This window comes from Sorangium sp. So ce426 (assembly GCF_051475585.1).
GTDB classification, from domain to species: Bacteria; Myxococcota_A; Polyangia; order Polyangiales; family Polyangiaceae; genus Sorangium; species Sorangium cellulosum_B.
In genome coordinates, this window is the sequence record NZ_CP150341.1 from 11,959,242 (window position 1) to 11,974,280 (window position 15,039).

Consider the following 15,039-nt stretch of genomic DNA (forward strand, 5'->3'; position numbering starts at 1 on the left):
CGCCCGAGCCCACGTCAAGCTACGTCGTAGCGAGCCGGCCGTCGCCTCGGAGCTCGCCCACCTGGCTGTGCTCGTAGAAATCGACAAGCGCTTGTCCGCCGCGGCCGAGGCCCGCCTGGGCATTGATGTAGGGCACCGCATCTCGGATCGCCTTCATCGTCAGCTCGATGTTCTTCTGCGTCCCGACCACGAGGGCGGTGTGGTGCTCCACCGCTCGCTCGGGCTGCGTCAAATAGCGGAAGAGCTCCTGGATGCGCGGGATCTGGATGCGGCCGCGCGTGCCGAAGGTGTCGACGCCTTCTTCGCTGACCCGGCCCACCCCGCCGTAGAGGAACACGCTGCCTTCGCGCGCGTTGGTGCAGGGCCTCAGAAAGGCGCAGGTGCCCGCCTTGAGCTCGCCGTCGACGGCGCCCCAGGTGTTCTCCGCGCCGATGTCGGCCTGGGTGGCCAGGATCTCCTGGCGGGTGATGCGGGCGCCGGGGCGCATCACGCTCTTGGCCCAGACGCCGCAGTGGAAGAGATCCACCTCCTCGCGCTCGTCATCGTACATGTTGTTCCAGTCGCCCAGCAGCGGCACGAGCCCGGAAGCACACTGCAGCATGTACATCCCCATCCAGCCCGCGATGTCGGTCTCGCAGGCGGCGGGGATGAGCTTGTCCGAGAGCATGCTCATGCAGGTGCAGGGCATCACGCCCACCTCTCCGCCGATCTGGTACTTCTGCATCTCCGTCCAGCAGCGCACCGCGATGCCGTCGAGGTCGTTCTCTTTCACGAAGCGATCGAAGACGACGCCCATCCGGGCGATCGCCTCCAGCGAGGCGCGCGGAACGTCAGCCGCCGCGATGTAGCCGGAGACGGCCTCCAGCTGGGCGGACAGCTCGCGCGGCGAGACCTTGCGCATCTGTCGATCGAGCGCGATGAGCTCCAGGCCGACCGTGCTCAGGCCCATGTGCCCCAGGAGCTCGGTGGAGACGTTGGTGACCGTCTGGAACGCGTCGGGCCCCGAGCCCACCAGCCCGAGGCGCACGCCGCGGCCCCGGCGACGGAACTTCGATGCCAGGACGCAGCTCGCGTAGAAGGCGTGGAGATCGTCCGCGAAGGCGGCCGAGCTCACGGCTTCGCAATGCCTGGACGTGAGGGTGTACGGGTAGCCGATGTGGCGGAGCGCGTTGGCGGCCGAAAAGCGCCCGCACGCCCCGTCCCGCCGGCCCTTCTGTCCCATGCGTCCCAGGCCGCGCACGTCAGGCTCGGTGTGCAGCAGCACCGGCACGTCGAGGTCGGCGAGCCGCAGGAAGTCCCGGATCCCGTTCTCGTCGGAGAAGTTGTACATCGAGCAGATGACGCCGATGGCCCCGCCGCCGTCGGGAGCCCGGCGGTACTGCTGGGCGACGCCCGCGGCCGCGCGCGCGTCGGCGTAGGTCTCGACGTTGCCGAGATCGACGTAGCGCACGCGCTGTCCGAGCACATGGCCCACGGCCGATCGGGTGGCTTTCGCTCCCTCCTCCGCGAACTCCGTCGGAAAGAAGCCGCGGTTGCCCATGAAGCCCAAGATCACCGGTTCACTCTGTGCCATTGCTGTCTCCTGGAGCAGGCGGGCTTGAGCCAGAATGGCCTCGCCGCTCCAGCCCGTCGGTGAACGTCAAGGTCGTCGTCGCATCGGCGCCCACGTACGCTGGGAGCGCCTCCTTGCCAGGGCGTACACATCACCCGGGCGGAGCTCGAACGAGACCCCCGCCAGCGCGTTGACGCCGCTCGCTGAACGATTGTTCGATCGGGCGGATCCGTAGATCGCTGCCATGGCCCCCTCGCGCGCGAGGGACCGCGACCACCGACCGCGTATTCGGCTTCAATACTATGCATGTCCGTGCTAGCGTCAACAGCTAATCCGAATTAGCTAAACGGAGCGCGCGCTTGAACGATCCCCCCGACCCCGACCCGCCGCACGTGCCCGGCCTGCGTCCGGTCCGTATGAAGGACATCGCCGAACAGCTGGGGTTGTCCCAGACGACGGTGTCTCACGTCCTGACGGGCAAGCACGCGAAGTTCCGCATCAGCGCCGCCACGGTGGAGCGGGTCTGGGCGCTGGCCCAGAAGCTGGGGTACCGGACCAACGCCATGGCCCAGGCGTTCCGGGAGCAAAAATCGTACGCGATCTCGCTCGCCGTCGAGGACCTGGCGAACCCGTTCTGGGCCGGGATAGCCGTCGGCGCCGAGCGCGAGGCCGAGCTCCATGGCTACACGCTCGTGGTGAGCCACCTGGCCGGCAACGCGGGGCGCCAGCGTCGCGCGCTGCAGCTCGTGCACGAGTCCCGGGTGGATGGGCTCATCGTGTCCCCGGTTTCAGGAGGGGATTGTGATCTCATCGAGGCGCACAAGCAGGGACTTCCCTTCGTGCAGATCGACCGGGCGGTCCCGGACCTCGACGTGGCGTGCGTGCGCACCGATCACGCCGCCGGCTCCGTGCTGGCGCTCCGCCACCTGCTGAGGCACAAGGATCGGTCGCTCGTCTACATCGGCGGCCCGCTCGACATCCCGACCTACCGAGTTCGTCTCGACGGGTTCCAGGCGGAGTTGACGCGGAGCGGCGTCACGGCGGCGGCCATCGAGGAGTTGAAGGAGGCCACCCCGGAAGCGGCCGAAACGCGCATGGTCGAGCTTCTCCAGCGGCTGCGTGGACCTCTGGCCGTCTACGCGGCGAATTTCTGGAGCACTGTCGGGACCCTGCGGGCCATCCGCGCCGCCGGCCTCTCCGTGCCCGACGAGATCGAGGTCGTCGGATTCGACGACATCCTGATGGCCGATCTCCTGCGCTATCCCGTCGCGACCGTCGATCAGGACGTCGGCGCGATAGGGCGCGAAGCGGTCCGGCTGCTCCTCGAAATGCTGGCCGGCGCCAAGGTCACGCGAGAGGTCCTGCTCCCCCCTCGCCTCACCGCGCGAACATCGGAGGTGCCGCGCGGCGAGAGGCGAGCTCGCGCGCGGACACGGAGAGCCGACCGCTCGTGACCACCCACCACATCGATCGGTTTTCTGGCGGGAAGGTTCCGTGGGGGCGAACCGTAGGCATCCGCGGAGATTCGCGGAGGGCGTGACACGGATTGCAGTCCCTCGGACGGCATGTGCCCGACCTGGGGCGAACTGCGCAGGGAGATCAGATTCATGCGACGGTCCTATGTTGCTCTTGCAAGAGTGTTGTGTGTCGTGTCGGCGGCCCTGGCCGTCTCGGCCTGTGGAGGCGACGAGGGCGCTTCTTCCGATCGGGCTCCTGACATCGATCGCTCCGACACGGGAGCGCTGCTGGAGGACGCCGCCGACGCCCTGCCGTCCGGCGCGGGCTCGCCCGGTGACGAAGGATCCCCCGGAGGCGGCGCGAGCGCGGCCTGCCAGCTGCCCGACGGTCCGCGCTCGTTCGATGAGCTCAAGGGCCCGCCGGGGAGCCTGGCGGCCGACTGCGTTCCCACGTGGACCGAGGAGCAGCTGAGCTCCGGGTTCGCCGCGATCCGCGACAGCCGGCTGCTCACCGTGCCGGAGCAACCCGGGTTTCTGCGGCGGATCCCCTGGCTCGCGGCCGACAACGGCTGCGAGGAGCGGGCCGAGGCGGCGGTCCACTTCTTCCACCAATGGGACTATCCGACGCCCTACTTCGCCAGGGTCAAGGCAAAGCCGCGCAAGCGGCTGGTCTTCCAGACAGCCAACGAGCCGTCCGGAAGCGTGACGTGGTCCGGCCACGTCGCGCCCGTGGTCCGGGTCGGTGGGCAGCTCATGATCCTGGACGCCGCCATCGATCCGTCGCGACCCCTCCCGATCGCGGAGTGGCTCTCTCAATTCAGCGTCGCCGACGACATCGACGTCGCGCTGTGCCGCGACCACGCCCTGGGGGAGGGGTGCTTCGACGCTGCGCCCGTGGAGCCGCCGCCGCCCAACCTGAACCCCTATGGCAGCATGCACACGCGGCTCCTGACCGAATGGCGAGTTCAGGAGATCCTCGGGCGCGATCCGTACCGGGTCCTCGGCGCCTGTCCGCCGTGGGGCCCCTGCGCCGAGCCGGAGCCCACGCCCGATCCGGGCCTCCCGCCGACCATCCGGCGCTTTGCGTCGGACCAGTTCGACAGCCCCGTCTGGTATCCCATCTACATCATCGGGGACAATTTCGTCGAAGGCTGGACGACCGTGCGCATCACCGGAAACGGCATCGACGAGCTCGCGCCCATCGACGCCTGCAACATCCGCAGGATCCTGATCACCCAGGAGTATCCGCCCGGCGACTATCAGGTGACGGTGTCGAACGGAGAGCTCGCGAGTCAGCCGATGGTCCTTCATATTCAGTGACTCGGCGTCGCTCCACTCGAGAGTGAAGAGCTCTTCCGCACATGACCGAGCACCGGCGCGGCCCTCGAGCCTGTTCTGGCTTGATGTTCCCGCGAGCTCGAAGATCGGCGCGTACATCGCGTACATCGCCGCGGCGAGGGCGATCACCCCAGGGAAGACGGCGAGCACCACCACGGCGCGGCGGAGAGCGAGCGCTCGAAGCGGAGGCCATCGCCCTTCATCCGCGCGCCGCTCCAGGGCCGGGAACGTCCACGACAGCGCGTGAAACCGCCGGCGCTGGGCGCTGGCCCCTCCGCTTCGGTGCCGCCTGCCCACCTGGACGCCGCTGCTGGCCAGGGGTGTGACCGAAAATTCCATCCGGAACGATGCGTCCGCCTTGACTTCATGGACAATGGTGATCTACGGTACTGTTCTAGTTAACAAATTGGCGTGCGGCCAGCTCCCGCGGGTTTGAACGGACGATCGCGGCAGCGTTCGAGCACGCCGGAACAGGAGGAGGTCATCCTTATGCGTGGGATCATGCTGCCCATCGGGGCTATCGGTCTGTCTTTGCTTGTCGGGATCACCGCTTGTCATGCGCCTTCCGGCGCGGGCGACGACGGCTCGGAGGCTGTCGCGTCGTCCAATCAGGCCCTGACCCACGACTGGAGCCTCTCGTTCCGCGAGCCTTACAGCTGGATCATTCCTCAGCGGGTCGCGGTCGACGGATCGGGCAACTCCATCATGGTCGGGTGGTACGGCGGCTCGGCGGACTTCGGCGGTACCACGTTCTTCAGCGCGGGCTTCTCTGCTGGCTATGTGGCAGCGTTCAGCAGCGCGGGCAGCCACCTCTGGAGCAAGAGCTTCGATTTTGCGGATGTCCGCGGCGTCGCCACGGACAGCTCGGGCAACGTGGTCATCACGGGAGTGATGGGGGACGACGGCGACTTCGGCGGCGGAACGGTGACCAACAGCGCTGCCCCGGGCAGCAGCCTGTACGTCGCGAAATACAGCTCGTCTGGCACCCACATCTGGAGCTACAGCTACGGCAGCGGGCCTGTCGCGGTCGGCAATGAGATCGCGATCGACTCCTCGGACAATGTCATCGTCGTCGGTCAATACGACGGCAACCTCACGATCGGCAGCGACTCCAATTCCCTGTCATGGGGCGGCTCGGTCCTGGCGAAGTTCGACAGCTCGGGGACCCCTGTCTTTGCCAGGTTCTTCGAGCACTCAGGCGCCAGCTCATACATCTCCAGCTCGGGCGTCGCCGTCGATCTCAACGACGACAGCTTCGCGGTCACGGGCTCGTTCATCACGACGGCGGACTTTGGCGGCGGCACGCTGACCAGCAACACCGGGGGCACGGGCTGGGACGCATTTGTCGCGAAATTCGATAGCAGCGGCACGGAGCTCTGGAGCCAATCCTTCGGCAACGGCGACTCATCCGGTCTGCACGTCGTCGTCGACTCGTCGGGGAACCCCATCGTGGCCGGCCAGTATGATGGAACCATCGACTTTGGCAGCAACACGCCCACGCTGACGAGCGGGGGGACCGTCTCTACCTTCGTCACGCAGTTCGACAGCAGCGGAACGGACGTCTGGACCAAGGGCTTCATCGACGCGCACACGTGGAATCACGGCCTTGCGACGAACAGCTCCGACGACGTGATACTCACCGGAAACGTCTGGAGCAGCGTCAATTTTGGCGGGGGGGCGTTGACCCCTGGATCGTGGGCTGACGTCTTTGTCGCGCAGTGGGATACGACCGGAACGTATGTCGACAGCGTGCTTTATACCGGTGGCTCAGCTCAGGTCGCTGTCGCCGTCGCAGTGGACAGCTCGGACAACACGATCCTCCTCGGGCAGCACGGGGGGAACGTCAGCTCCGTGGATTTTGGCGGAGGCCCGTTGTCATACCAGAGCGACGGTACCGGCGAGCTGGACGTGTTCCTCGCCCACATGTCCCCCTGACGAGACATCGTAGCAGGCTCGCCTGCGGCGCTCGTCCATCGGCTCCTCACTGGCCGCAGCCACGCAGCTAGCGGGGCTTCGTGTCCTTGTCCTCCGGGTCGACCGCGATGCGGAACCCCGGGTCTTCCGGCGTGGGCCCGGCGGGCCGCGTCTCGGGCCCCTCGGCCTCCCCGCGGCCCTCGGCCTCCCCGCGGTGCTCGGAGCGCTCGTCCCGCGGGGGCGCCTGCGCCGGGCCCTTGCTCAGCTCGGCGCCGATCCGGCCGACCACGTTCGTCGCGGCCCGGACGAGCTCGCGCCCGGCGTCGTCGATCGCCTTGCCGACGTTCGTGCTGTCGAGGTCCTTGCGCAGGTCCACGGCCGTCTTGCGCGCCGCGCGCCAGAGCAGGCTCAGCCCCTGCTTGAGATCCTCCCTGGGGTCGTCTCGATCGGGGTCCGAGCTCATCGCGCCTCCTTGGCTTCGGTCTCGCCGAGGAGGCTTATGTTCCCGCCGCGCCTGCGCCGCAAGCGGCGCGCAGACCTCAGGCGGCCGTCTTCGGCTTGCTCGTGGGATCGACGTCCGGCGGGCGTCTCGGCTTGCTCCGAGGCTCGGCCTCGCCGGGCGCCTTCCCCGGCGCCTGCGCGGCGGCCGCGGCGCGCTTCCCGGCGGACGGCGCGCCGTCCTGCCCCGGGGCCGCCGGCGCGCCGCCTGCGCCGCCCGTCACGGCCGGCCTGCGCTGCGGCGCGGGCGCCCCTGCCGCGGGCCTCGCCGCCGCAGCCCTGGCCGCCGCGGCCGTCGCCGCGGGCCGCGCCGTCGCGGGCGCCGCGGACCGCGCCGTCGCGGGCGCCGCGTGCCTCGCCGCGGCGGGCGCCTCTGCCGCGTGCCTCGCGGTGGCCGCCGCCTCCGCCGTCTGCTTCGCCGTGGCGGCCACCTCCGCCGCCTGCTTCGCCGGAGCGCCCGCCTCCGCCGCGGGCGGATGCGCGCTGTTCGAGCGCACCGCCGGCGACCACGCCGTGGAGCGGTTCCGGCCCGACCGCTTCGACACGTAGAGCGACTCGTCCGCGGCCTTGAAGAGCTCCTCCCACGTGCTGCCCGCCTCGGGGTAGGTGGCGATCCCGATCGAGCAGGTCACCTGGCACTGCACCGGCCCGCTGCTCCCGGCCGCGTGGAACGTCGTCCGGCCGAGCTCCTCGCGCACGCGCTCCGCGAGCAGCATCGCGCCGCGCGCGTCCGTCTCCTCGCAGATCACGACGAACTCCTCGCCGCCGAAGCGCGCGACCGCGTCGGTCGTCCGCTTCGCGCGCCGGAGGACGTCGCCGAGCCCCTTGATGATCACGTCGCCCACGTCGTGGCCGTACGTGTCGTTCACCTTCTTGAAGTGGTCGATGTCCGTGACGAGCACCGAGAGCCGCCGCGAGAACCGCCGCGCCGCGGTGATCTTCTGGTCCGCCACATCGAGCATCGCGCGCTTGTTGAGCAGCCCGGTGAGCCCGTCCATCGTCGCGAGCTCCTCGAGGCGCCGCACCATGCGCGCGTTCGAGAGCGACACGGCCATGTGGCTGGCGAGCACCTCGAGCGTGCTGCGCACCGAGTCGGTGAAGGCCGCGCGCCGCCGCGAGCCGAGCACCAGCGTGCCGAGCGGCCGGTCGTGCACGACGAGCGGGAGCACGATGATCGACGGCATCGACGGCGGCGTGACGCGGCGGGTGAAGACGACCTGCCGCTTCTCGTCGTACTCGCCGCGGTACGGCAGCGGGTGCCGGTTCTGCAGCACCATCGAGACGAGCCCCGCGTTGTGGCGGAAGCGCTGCCCGGTGAGCTCGGCGACGCCGTCGCCGCTGACGGCGCGGATCTCGTGGACCTTCTGCGCCTCGTCGTACAGCGTGACGGCCGCGAAATCGACGGACGTGATCTCGCGGGCGCTCGTGACGCCGGCCTCGATGACGCCGGCCTCGGTCGTGGCGGCGCCGAGCCCCTCGGCGGCGCGGTAGAGCTTGCCCTGCTCGATCTTCGCGCGCTCGAGCTGGACGAAGACGCGCTCGTTCTGGATGGCCCGCACGGCGTAGCGGCACGCCTCGTCGATGAGCTCGAGCTCGCGCGGCGAGAACGGCCGGTCCTCGACGCGGTCGACGACGAGCACGCCGCGGAGCTGGCCGTGCTCGAACACCGGCAGCGCGCACACGGCGCGCACCGGGGAGGGGCCGACGTAGTAGGGGAGCTTGTAGCCGGGCTTGAGGCCCCCGAGGACGACCGGCGCGCGCTGGGTGATCGCCGCGCCGAAGACGCCGTCGCCGGAGAGGAACGGGCCCTCGGAGAGGTTCGGGGCGTCGCTCGCGAGCTCGCTGATGCGCAGGTGCGTGCCGGCGTCGTTCTGCCAGAGGAGCACGGCGGTGTAGAGGTCGAGCGACTCGCGCAGGAGGCGCAGGGCGAAGAGCACCGACTGGTGGATCTCCTCGACGCCGGAGCGGGCGAGCCGCTCGTCGTCGCCCTTCTGGGGCGCGCCCGCGCCGCGCGCCTGGGCCGGGGCCGAGAGCAGGCGGTAGCTGCGCGCGTCGTCGCGGAGCCGCTCGATCTCGGCCTGGAGGCGGGTGTGGGAGGCCTTCCTGACGCGGCCGAGCTCCGCGCGGAGGATGGTGGCGTTCAGCAGCGAGAAGACGGCCATGAAGCCGATGTGCGGCGCGGCCGCGCGCGCGGCGTCGAGCAAGGGCAGCGCGCCGCGCCGAGCCGCGGCCGAGCGGACGGCGATCTCGAGGGCGGCGGCGGCGATCGCGACGAGGAGCGACGCCCCTGGGCGGGCGAACGCGCTCACGAGGGCGATGACGACGTAGAGGGCGGCGTGGGCGTCGCCGTCGAGCGAGCCGTCGAGGCGGAGGACGGCGGCGAACGTGGCGACGAGGAGCAGGGCGCCGACCTCGAGGTCGAGCAGGGCGCTCGCCTCGATGGCGGCGGCGCGCCGCCGCGCCCGCTGGACGAGCGCCACGAGCAGCACGAGCAGCGCGGTCGCGGCCGCGAGCGGCGGGAGCGGCGCGGCCGCGTCGAGGACAACGAGCGCCCCGAGGGCCAGCGCGCAGGCGAGCGGCGCCGCGTTGCGCGCGATACGGCGGGCGGTGAGCACGGCGAGCACGAGGTTGGCCATCGGCTCGGATGCCGGTACCAGAGGTCGATCCCCCGGGCCCAGTTCTCTGCCGGCGCAGAGAGGAGGCCGAACAGTGGGGGGAAAGGGGGGAGAGCGGGGGCGAGGGTGTGACCTGGAATCATGGAGGGAGGAGAGTTGAGGGGCCTGGCCCGGATGCGCGGAGGCGGGGCAATGATCCTTGTCGCCACGTGTGCGGCTCGACGAGCGGCAGCGGGCACCGTGAACGACCTTGAGGGCGCAGCTGAGCTACCCCACGGACCGTGGACGGTTGATACGAGCGGAGCGCGAGATCGACCGGGGTTGGTCGGCCTTTGCGAGGCACGGCGCAGGAGCGTGACAATTGTGTGGCGGCCAACTGATTTCTGGACGGACACCAGGAGGTCAGCGATAGAGTAACGGATCGTGTCTCAGCGTCAGTTCAGCACCGAGATCAGGGGCGGTGACAGGTTCGGGGCTGTCGCTCAGGCGTCCGCTCATACGACAGGGACGACCGAGGGAGCACGAGGCGAGCAGCCGAGCTCGGCCGAATGCTCCTTGCGAGACTCATGGCACCAGATGGAGACGCTGAATGGCGTCGACACGGCGAAGGCGCGCCGTGGCTCCGGGGTGGCCCATGGCCTGCGCTTCACGTTGCTCTACCACCCGGACCTGCGCCGGATCGGCGCGCGGGCAACCACGGTGGCTGTCCCTGGGTACGCGGTGCCCCTTTCCCGCCTCGAGCCCGAGTTCGCGCAGCCGCGCAGCCAGGAGTGCGCGCCGCTCTGCGACCCTCATGTGAGCCGGAAACCTCACCTTGTGACGTGGGGCGCGGACGAGTCGCTGACCATCACGCCCGCGGGGCGGGGACAGCTGTCTGTCGATGGGCAGCCCATCGACGAGACCCACCGGTTTTCTCCTGAGGCCCTGCGCGCGGGGCTGCTGTTGCAGCTCGCCAGGAGGATCGTGATCCTCGTCCATACGGTGACCGCCGCGCCCCCAGCGCCGAGATACGGGCTCGTCGGCGAGAGCGACGCCCTCGAGGTGGTCCTCCGATCGATCGCGCGCGTGGCCGATCTGCAAGTCCCCGTCCTTCTTCGGGGGGAGACCGGCGCTGGCAAGGAGCGCGTCGCGCAGGCCGTCCACCAGGCGAGCCCGCGAGCAGGTCGCCCCTGGCTCGCGGTGAACATGGCCGTGCTTGCCCCGACCACCGCGGCCGCGGAGCTGTTCGGCTACGCGAAAGGGGCCTTCACGGGCGCTCACCAGCGCCACGTCGGCCTGTTCGAGCGTGCGCACGGCGGGACGCTCTTCCTCGATGAGATCGGCGACATGTCGATGGATGTCCAGGCGATGCTGCTCCGGGCGCTCGAGACCGGCACGATCCTGCCGCTCGGCGACACCGAGCAGCGCGCGGCGGATGTCAGGGTCATCGCGGCGACCGACGTCGACCTGGAGCAAGCCGTCGCGCAAGGCAGGTTTCGCGCGCCGCTGCTCCATCGGCTACAGGGCTATACCATCACCATTCCTCCGCTCCGCCACAGCCGCGAGGACATTCCCCGCCTGCTGCTCCATTCTCTGCGCGAGGAGCTCGCGCGCGTCGGAGATCTGGGCCGGCTGGAGTCGACCGCGGACGCCGCACTGCCGTGGTTTCCTCGATCCCTGATGGTGCGGCTGCTCCAGCACAGCTGGCCCGGCAATGTGCGCCAGCTCCGGAACGTCGCGCGGCAGCTGGTGATCTCCAGCCGCGGCGCCGACGCCATCGTCATCGATGAGAGCCTGGAGCGGATGCTGGAGCAGGCGCGTCAGACACCGCGGCCCCCGTCGGATGCACCGCGCCTTGCCGAGAGGCGAGATGCGGACGCCTCCACGGCCAATCCAGCGGACCACCCCGTGGACCGGGAGGTCGGCGAGGACGCCTTGCTCAGGGCGCTTCGGCAGACCCACTGGTCGATCGGACCCGCGGCGGCGATGCTCGGCGTCTCCCGCACCGCCCTCTACCGTCTCATCGAGCGAAGCCCTCACGTCCGCAAGGCGGCGGACATCCCGGAGGACGAGCTGATGCGCTGCCACGACGCGTGCGGCGGAGATCTCGACGCCATGTCGGCGCGTCTCGAGGTGTCGAAGCGGGGGCTGACGCTGCGCCTGCGGGAATTCGTCGTCACACGACAGCGGCGCGAGAGGTGACTCCGCCAGCCTGAGCGCGGGGCCGGACGGTTCGCGGACGGTTCGCGGACTGTCTGGAGCCACCGAAGGCGAAGCACGGGCGGCGCTCAGCCGCGCTGGATCGCTGGAATCCCGGGCCACATCGACATGGCACGTCGGCTGCTTTGAGATGAGCGTGGGGCACGCTCGCGTCCGCTGGCCCTCGTGTACGGTGTGCGCGAGCCACTGCCGCGAGCTCCGCCTCGAGCGAGAGCGGCGGTCCGCGGCACGTCGATGATGTTCCTGCGCATCAGCCTGGATGAGGAGAATTCTTGTGATGAATGATGACAGGTAACCGATTACGGGTCGGATCGCATTCCTGAGCAATCTCGGACACTTGCGAGCACGTCAAGCGTTGTTCTCATAAGCCCGCTCGGTCTTGCAAGTGCGCGAAATTGTTGCGATTATCGATCCGACCCGTGAACGGTTACGAGAGAACATACTTCTATGCCACCTGCCGCTCCCGGAAAAAGCGACGCTAGTGCAGCAATTCATCCATGCATCGAAGGGGCCACCTTCACTCCACAGCCTGCGGCGCCCTTGACACCAACAGCAATCAAATCGAGCTCAAATCCTGCTCTCAGAGCGCAGATCTACGACGACTTCGACCGAATCAATCAGCGAGATTCCGGCACAATATGCGGTTGACAACACGATCGATACTGCACATGGTAACAACACCTTCCAATTACGGAAGCAATTACGAAGGGTGAATGTCATGCCGAACATCGAAGAGATCATCGCAGCGGTTTCCGACGAGGACGTCCAGGATGCGCGCGCCAGCGTCTCCGCCATGGCCAACGAGATCGGGAGCGCGAGGCTCCGCATGATCGCGTACGACGACCTGGCCTCGTCTGACGACATCTGATCTCGTGGCGGAAACAGCCCTCTCCGGAGGGCTGTTTCCGCCCATTAATACAACACAAAAGGTACCACACATGCTTCACCTTGTCGGATTCCGCGACATCATCAAGACCATCGCGACGCTTGCCCGCCCGTACCACGGCGGCGATCTCAAGGACCTGTGGCAGCTGAAGGTCGCCTTGGGCCGCTTCCTGGACAACTGTCAGCCAGACGTCCCGCACATCCCGTTCAGCAAGATCCTCGTGTCCGAAAACTCGCGTGAGGAAGCGCTGGTCAAGAGCTACCAGACGACTGCGATCCTTGATGATCGGGATCAGTCTTCCATGCTCGGGAGCCCCTACTCGGTAAAGGAACGGCAGCGAGCCGAGACCGCGCTCGAGGCCGCCATCGGCGCCATGAAGAGTCATCACCCGGAGCTCTCCGCGCTCTTCGAGCTTGTGATTCACAGCATCTTTCTCAGAAAATCCTCCGGCGCCGGCGGGGGATCGACGTCGAATGCTGTCGGTGTCATCTGGGTCAATTGCCGCGACGACTGGTCGCGTCAGGACTTTGAAGAGCTCTTGATCCACGAGCTGACGCATAATCTCGTCTTCCTCGACGAGCTCCGCCATCTTCACTTCGCAGACTACAAGCTCATCGCTCAACCGCAGAACTACGCGCGCTCGGCCATCCTCGCGACTCAGCGCCCACTCGACAAGGTCTTTCACAGTATCATCGTTGCAGTCGAGCTGATCCACGCGCGCCGCAACTTCCTGGGAGAGCCGTCCTCTCCAAAGGTCCATCCTCCCACGGAGAGGATGGTGGAATGTACGCTGGCCGCTCTCGACTCCATCTACGCCTCGCCAAACGTGACCGCACTGCTGACCAAGCGAGGTCATTATCTCATGGAGGCCTGCCGCGACAACCTCGCTCAGCTCGCGCGCGATCGAGGTGCGGCCACCCAGGTGCTTGCGCCGCAAACCTCGCCGCAGCCCATGGCGGCAGCCTAGCGGCGAGCCGTCGTGGACGCGAGCTCAGGCTCTGGCTGGCACGAAGGTTCCCTTCGGCGGGCTGGTATGCTACCCTGCCCCAGCCAGTGTCCGGCCCGCTGTGTCCAAGCAGGCATCGGCATCGGCGCTCACACCTACAGGTGGCAGTGATGCGGCCCTTCCGTAGATTCATGCAGGCTCTTTCCGGCGGGCGGTTTCGGCTCTCGCTGCTGTTGCTCGTGGTGCAGCAGCTCATTGTCGCGTCATCAACGTTCTTCATCGCGCACCTCGCGGCGACGGTGGCGAACGGACGGATTGATGTTGCTGCGGCTCTCGCGTTCGTGATGGCGCTCGTCCTCGTCTACATCCCTGCCTCCGCCAGCCAGGTGCTCCTCGAGGGCGCCAAGATCGACGCGCTCGACAGCTTCACGACGAGGTTCCGCCAGTCCCATTTCGCCAGAGGCCGCGGGGCGCCAGGCGAGGAGCATGCGCAAATACAGGTGTTCGCGGCTGAGAGCTCTACGGTGCTCCGACTCACCCTCGACTATGGGTATGATCTTGTCGCGGTTCTGCTGAATACATTCCTCTCCGTGATAGCGCTTGCGCTCGTGACGTCGACGGATCTCTTGTTCGCCTATGTCGTGAGCGCGCTTTTCGTGCTCCTCGTTGTCCGGCTCCGGTCCGGCGCCATCCTCCGGTCGTCAGAGGCCTCGCAACAGCAGAGCATGGCGCTGCAGTCAGAGCTCTTCGCCGGCTGGGACAGTATCATCATCGGCAACGCTTATAACTTGTCTTTGTGGGAGCGGCGCTACCACGAGCGCGTCCGAGGCGCGCGGCGCGCAGCGGAAAAAGCCTCGCTGGTCCAGCAGACGGTGTCGTCTGGGGCGATGGTGGCCGGCCTGGCCCCGATCCTCGGATTCCTGGCGTTCGATGCCTGGCGGCTCAGCTCCGACGTCGGCGCGATGGCCGTCCTGGTCGCGACGCTGCCACGCCAGGTACAGACGATTCAACATCTTCATGTCATCGTATCCCATGCTGCCGCCTACCAGGACGTCACGCAGCGTCTTCTCACGCTGTTCGCGTCACTCGAGGTGCCCGCACAGGATTTCGCCAAGCGAGTCCGGGCCGAAGCCATCGACGTTCATCATGAGGGGACGGTCAGGCGCTTCTCGAGCGCCGACAGCCTGGTGTCTTACGTGGCCGAGCTCCCAGCCGCACGGGTGACGCTACGCGGCCAGAACGGTGCGGGGAAATCTTCGATTCTCTACCTTCTGCGCGGGACGCGGTCGAGTCTCTTGATTCCGGCGAGTCATTCCCTGGTGTTCCACCTGACGGCGTCGGGCGGCCTCTCCACCGGTCAGAAGACGCTCGCGGAGGTGGAGGAAGCTGCCGAAACCGACGTGAGCATGCTGCTCCTGGACGAATGGGACGCGAACCTGGACGATGACAACCGCGCTCGCGTGTCCGATCTCCTCGATCACATCGCCAAGACAAAGCTCGTCGTGGAGGTCCGACACGGGGGGAGAGCCTGAGGGCAGTGGGTATCTCTGTATCTTCGCGCTTCGACGCTCGCCCGCCGGTCCGCATTCGCGGCCGGTCCGCTGCCCGAGAACGCGAAGGGCCCGATGCTCCTC

General features: G+C 68.1%; 10 protein-coding genes. 7 read left to right on the top strand and 3 right to left on the bottom strand.

The window, feature by feature from the left end; all coding sequences use genetic code 11:
* Positions 1 to 19: 19 nt before the first annotated feature.
* Positions 20 to 1,573: an L-fucose/L-arabinose isomerase family protein gene (locus tag WMF44_RS44950; RefSeq protein ID WP_437296189.1), complete on the bottom strand. Its 1,554-nt coding sequence runs from the start codon at positions 1,571 to 1,573 to the stop codon at positions 20 to 22.
* A gap of 338 nt (positions 1,574 to 1,911) precedes the next feature.
* On the opposite strand from WMF44_RS44950, the gene WMF44_RS44955 reads away from it, so the two are divergent.
* The 3 genes from WMF44_RS44955 (at position 1,912) to WMF44_RS44965 (ending at position 6,282) form a co-directional block, all read left to right on the top strand.
* Complete coding sequence (locus WMF44_RS44955) at positions 1,912 to 3,006, top strand: LacI family DNA-binding transcriptional regulator (protein ID WP_437296190.1); 1,095 nt, start codon at positions 1,912 to 1,914, stop codon at positions 3,004 to 3,006.
* Positions 3,007 to 3,201: 195 nt separating this feature from the next.
* Positions 3,202 to 4,329: a protein-glutamine glutaminase family protein gene (locus WMF44_RS44960; RefSeq protein ID WP_437296191.1), complete on the top strand. Its 1,128-nt coding sequence runs from the start codon at positions 3,202 to 3,204 to the stop codon at positions 4,327 to 4,329.
* 519 nt (positions 4,330 to 4,848) lie between these two features.
* Entirely contained in the window at positions 4,849 to 6,282 is a 1,434-nt protein-coding gene (locus WMF44_RS44965; protein WP_437296192.1) for a hypothetical protein, read from the top strand.
* 67 nt (positions 6,283 to 6,349) lie between these two features.
* Here the strand turns inward: WMF44_RS44965 and WMF44_RS44970 are convergent, their stop codons facing one another.
* Together WMF44_RS44970 and WMF44_RS44975 are read right to left on the bottom strand one after the other, a co-directional pair.
* Positions 6,350 to 6,724, bottom strand: a complete 375-nt coding sequence (locus WMF44_RS44970) for a hypothetical protein (protein ID WP_437296193.1) — start codon at positions 6,722 to 6,724, stop codon at positions 6,350 to 6,352.
* A gap of 76 nt (positions 6,725 to 6,800) precedes the next feature.
* Positions 6,801 to 9,395, bottom strand: coding sequence for a diguanylate cyclase (locus WMF44_RS44975; protein ID WP_437296194.1), 2,595 nt, complete (start codon positions 9,393 to 9,395; stop codon positions 6,801 to 6,803).
* A gap of 555 nt (positions 9,396 to 9,950) precedes the next feature.
* Between WMF44_RS44975 and WMF44_RS44980 the strand changes: the two genes are divergently transcribed.
* The 4 genes from WMF44_RS44980 to WMF44_RS44995 all read left to right on the top strand — a co-directional run bounded on the left by WMF44_RS44980 (position 9,951) and on the right by WMF44_RS44995 (position 14,937).
* Positions 9,951 to 11,555 carry a sigma 54-interacting transcriptional regulator gene (locus WMF44_RS44980; RefSeq protein ID WP_437296195.1) on the top strand — a complete coding sequence of 535 codons (1,605 nt, stop codon included), beginning with the start codon at positions 9,951 to 9,953 and terminating at the stop codon, positions 11,553 to 11,555.
* 736 nt (positions 11,556 to 12,291) lie between these two features.
* On the top strand, positions 12,292 to 12,441 hold the full coding sequence (locus WMF44_RS44985; protein ID WP_437296196.1) for a hypothetical protein: 150 nt from the start codon (positions 12,292 to 12,294) through the stop codon (positions 12,439 to 12,441).
* 70 nt (positions 12,442 to 12,511) lie between these two features.
* Positions 12,512 to 13,426, top strand: coding sequence for an aKG-HExxH-type peptide beta-hydroxylase (locus WMF44_RS44990; protein ID WP_437296197.1), 915 nt, complete (start codon positions 12,512 to 12,514; stop codon positions 13,424 to 13,426).
* A gap of 170 nt (positions 13,427 to 13,596) precedes the next feature.
* Positions 13,597 to 14,937 (top strand): hypothetical protein, encoded by a 1,341-nt coding sequence (locus tag WMF44_RS44995; RefSeq protein WP_437296198.1) that lies wholly within the window; start codon positions 13,597 to 13,599, stop codon positions 14,935 to 14,937.
* Positions 14,938 to 15,039 lie beyond the last annotated feature (102 nt).

Excerpts from the sequence above, each read along its gene's own strand:
- WMF44_RS44980 (WP_437296195.1), top strand. The coding sequence starts at position 9,951 with ATGGAGACGCTGAATGGCGTCGACACGGCGAAGGCGCGCCGTGGCTCC.
- WMF44_RS44970 (WP_437296193.1), bottom strand. The coding sequence starts at position 6,724 with ATGAGCTCGGACCCCGATCGAGACGACCCCAGGGAGGATCTCAAGCAG.
- WMF44_RS44975 (WP_437296194.1), bottom strand. The coding sequence starts at position 9,395 with ATGGCCAACCTCGTGCTCGCCGTGCTCACCGCCCGCCGTATCGCGCGC.
- WMF44_RS44950 (WP_437296189.1), bottom strand. The coding sequence starts at position 1,573 with ATGGCACAGAGTGAACCGGTGATCTTGGGCTTCATGGGCAACCGCGGC.
- WMF44_RS44990 (WP_437296197.1), top strand. The coding sequence starts at position 12,512 with ATGCTTCACCTTGTCGGATTCCGCGACATCATCAAGACCATCGCGACG.
- WMF44_RS44985 (WP_437296196.1), top strand. The coding sequence starts at position 12,292 with ATGCCGAACATCGAAGAGATCATCGCAGCGGTTTCCGACGAGGACGTC.
- WMF44_RS44965 (WP_437296192.1), top strand. The coding sequence starts at position 4,849 with ATGCTGCCCATCGGGGCTATCGGTCTGTCTTTGCTTGTCGGGATCACC.
- WMF44_RS44995 (WP_437296198.1), top strand. The coding sequence starts at position 13,597 with ATGCAGGCTCTTTCCGGCGGGCGGTTTCGGCTCTCGCTGCTGTTGCTC.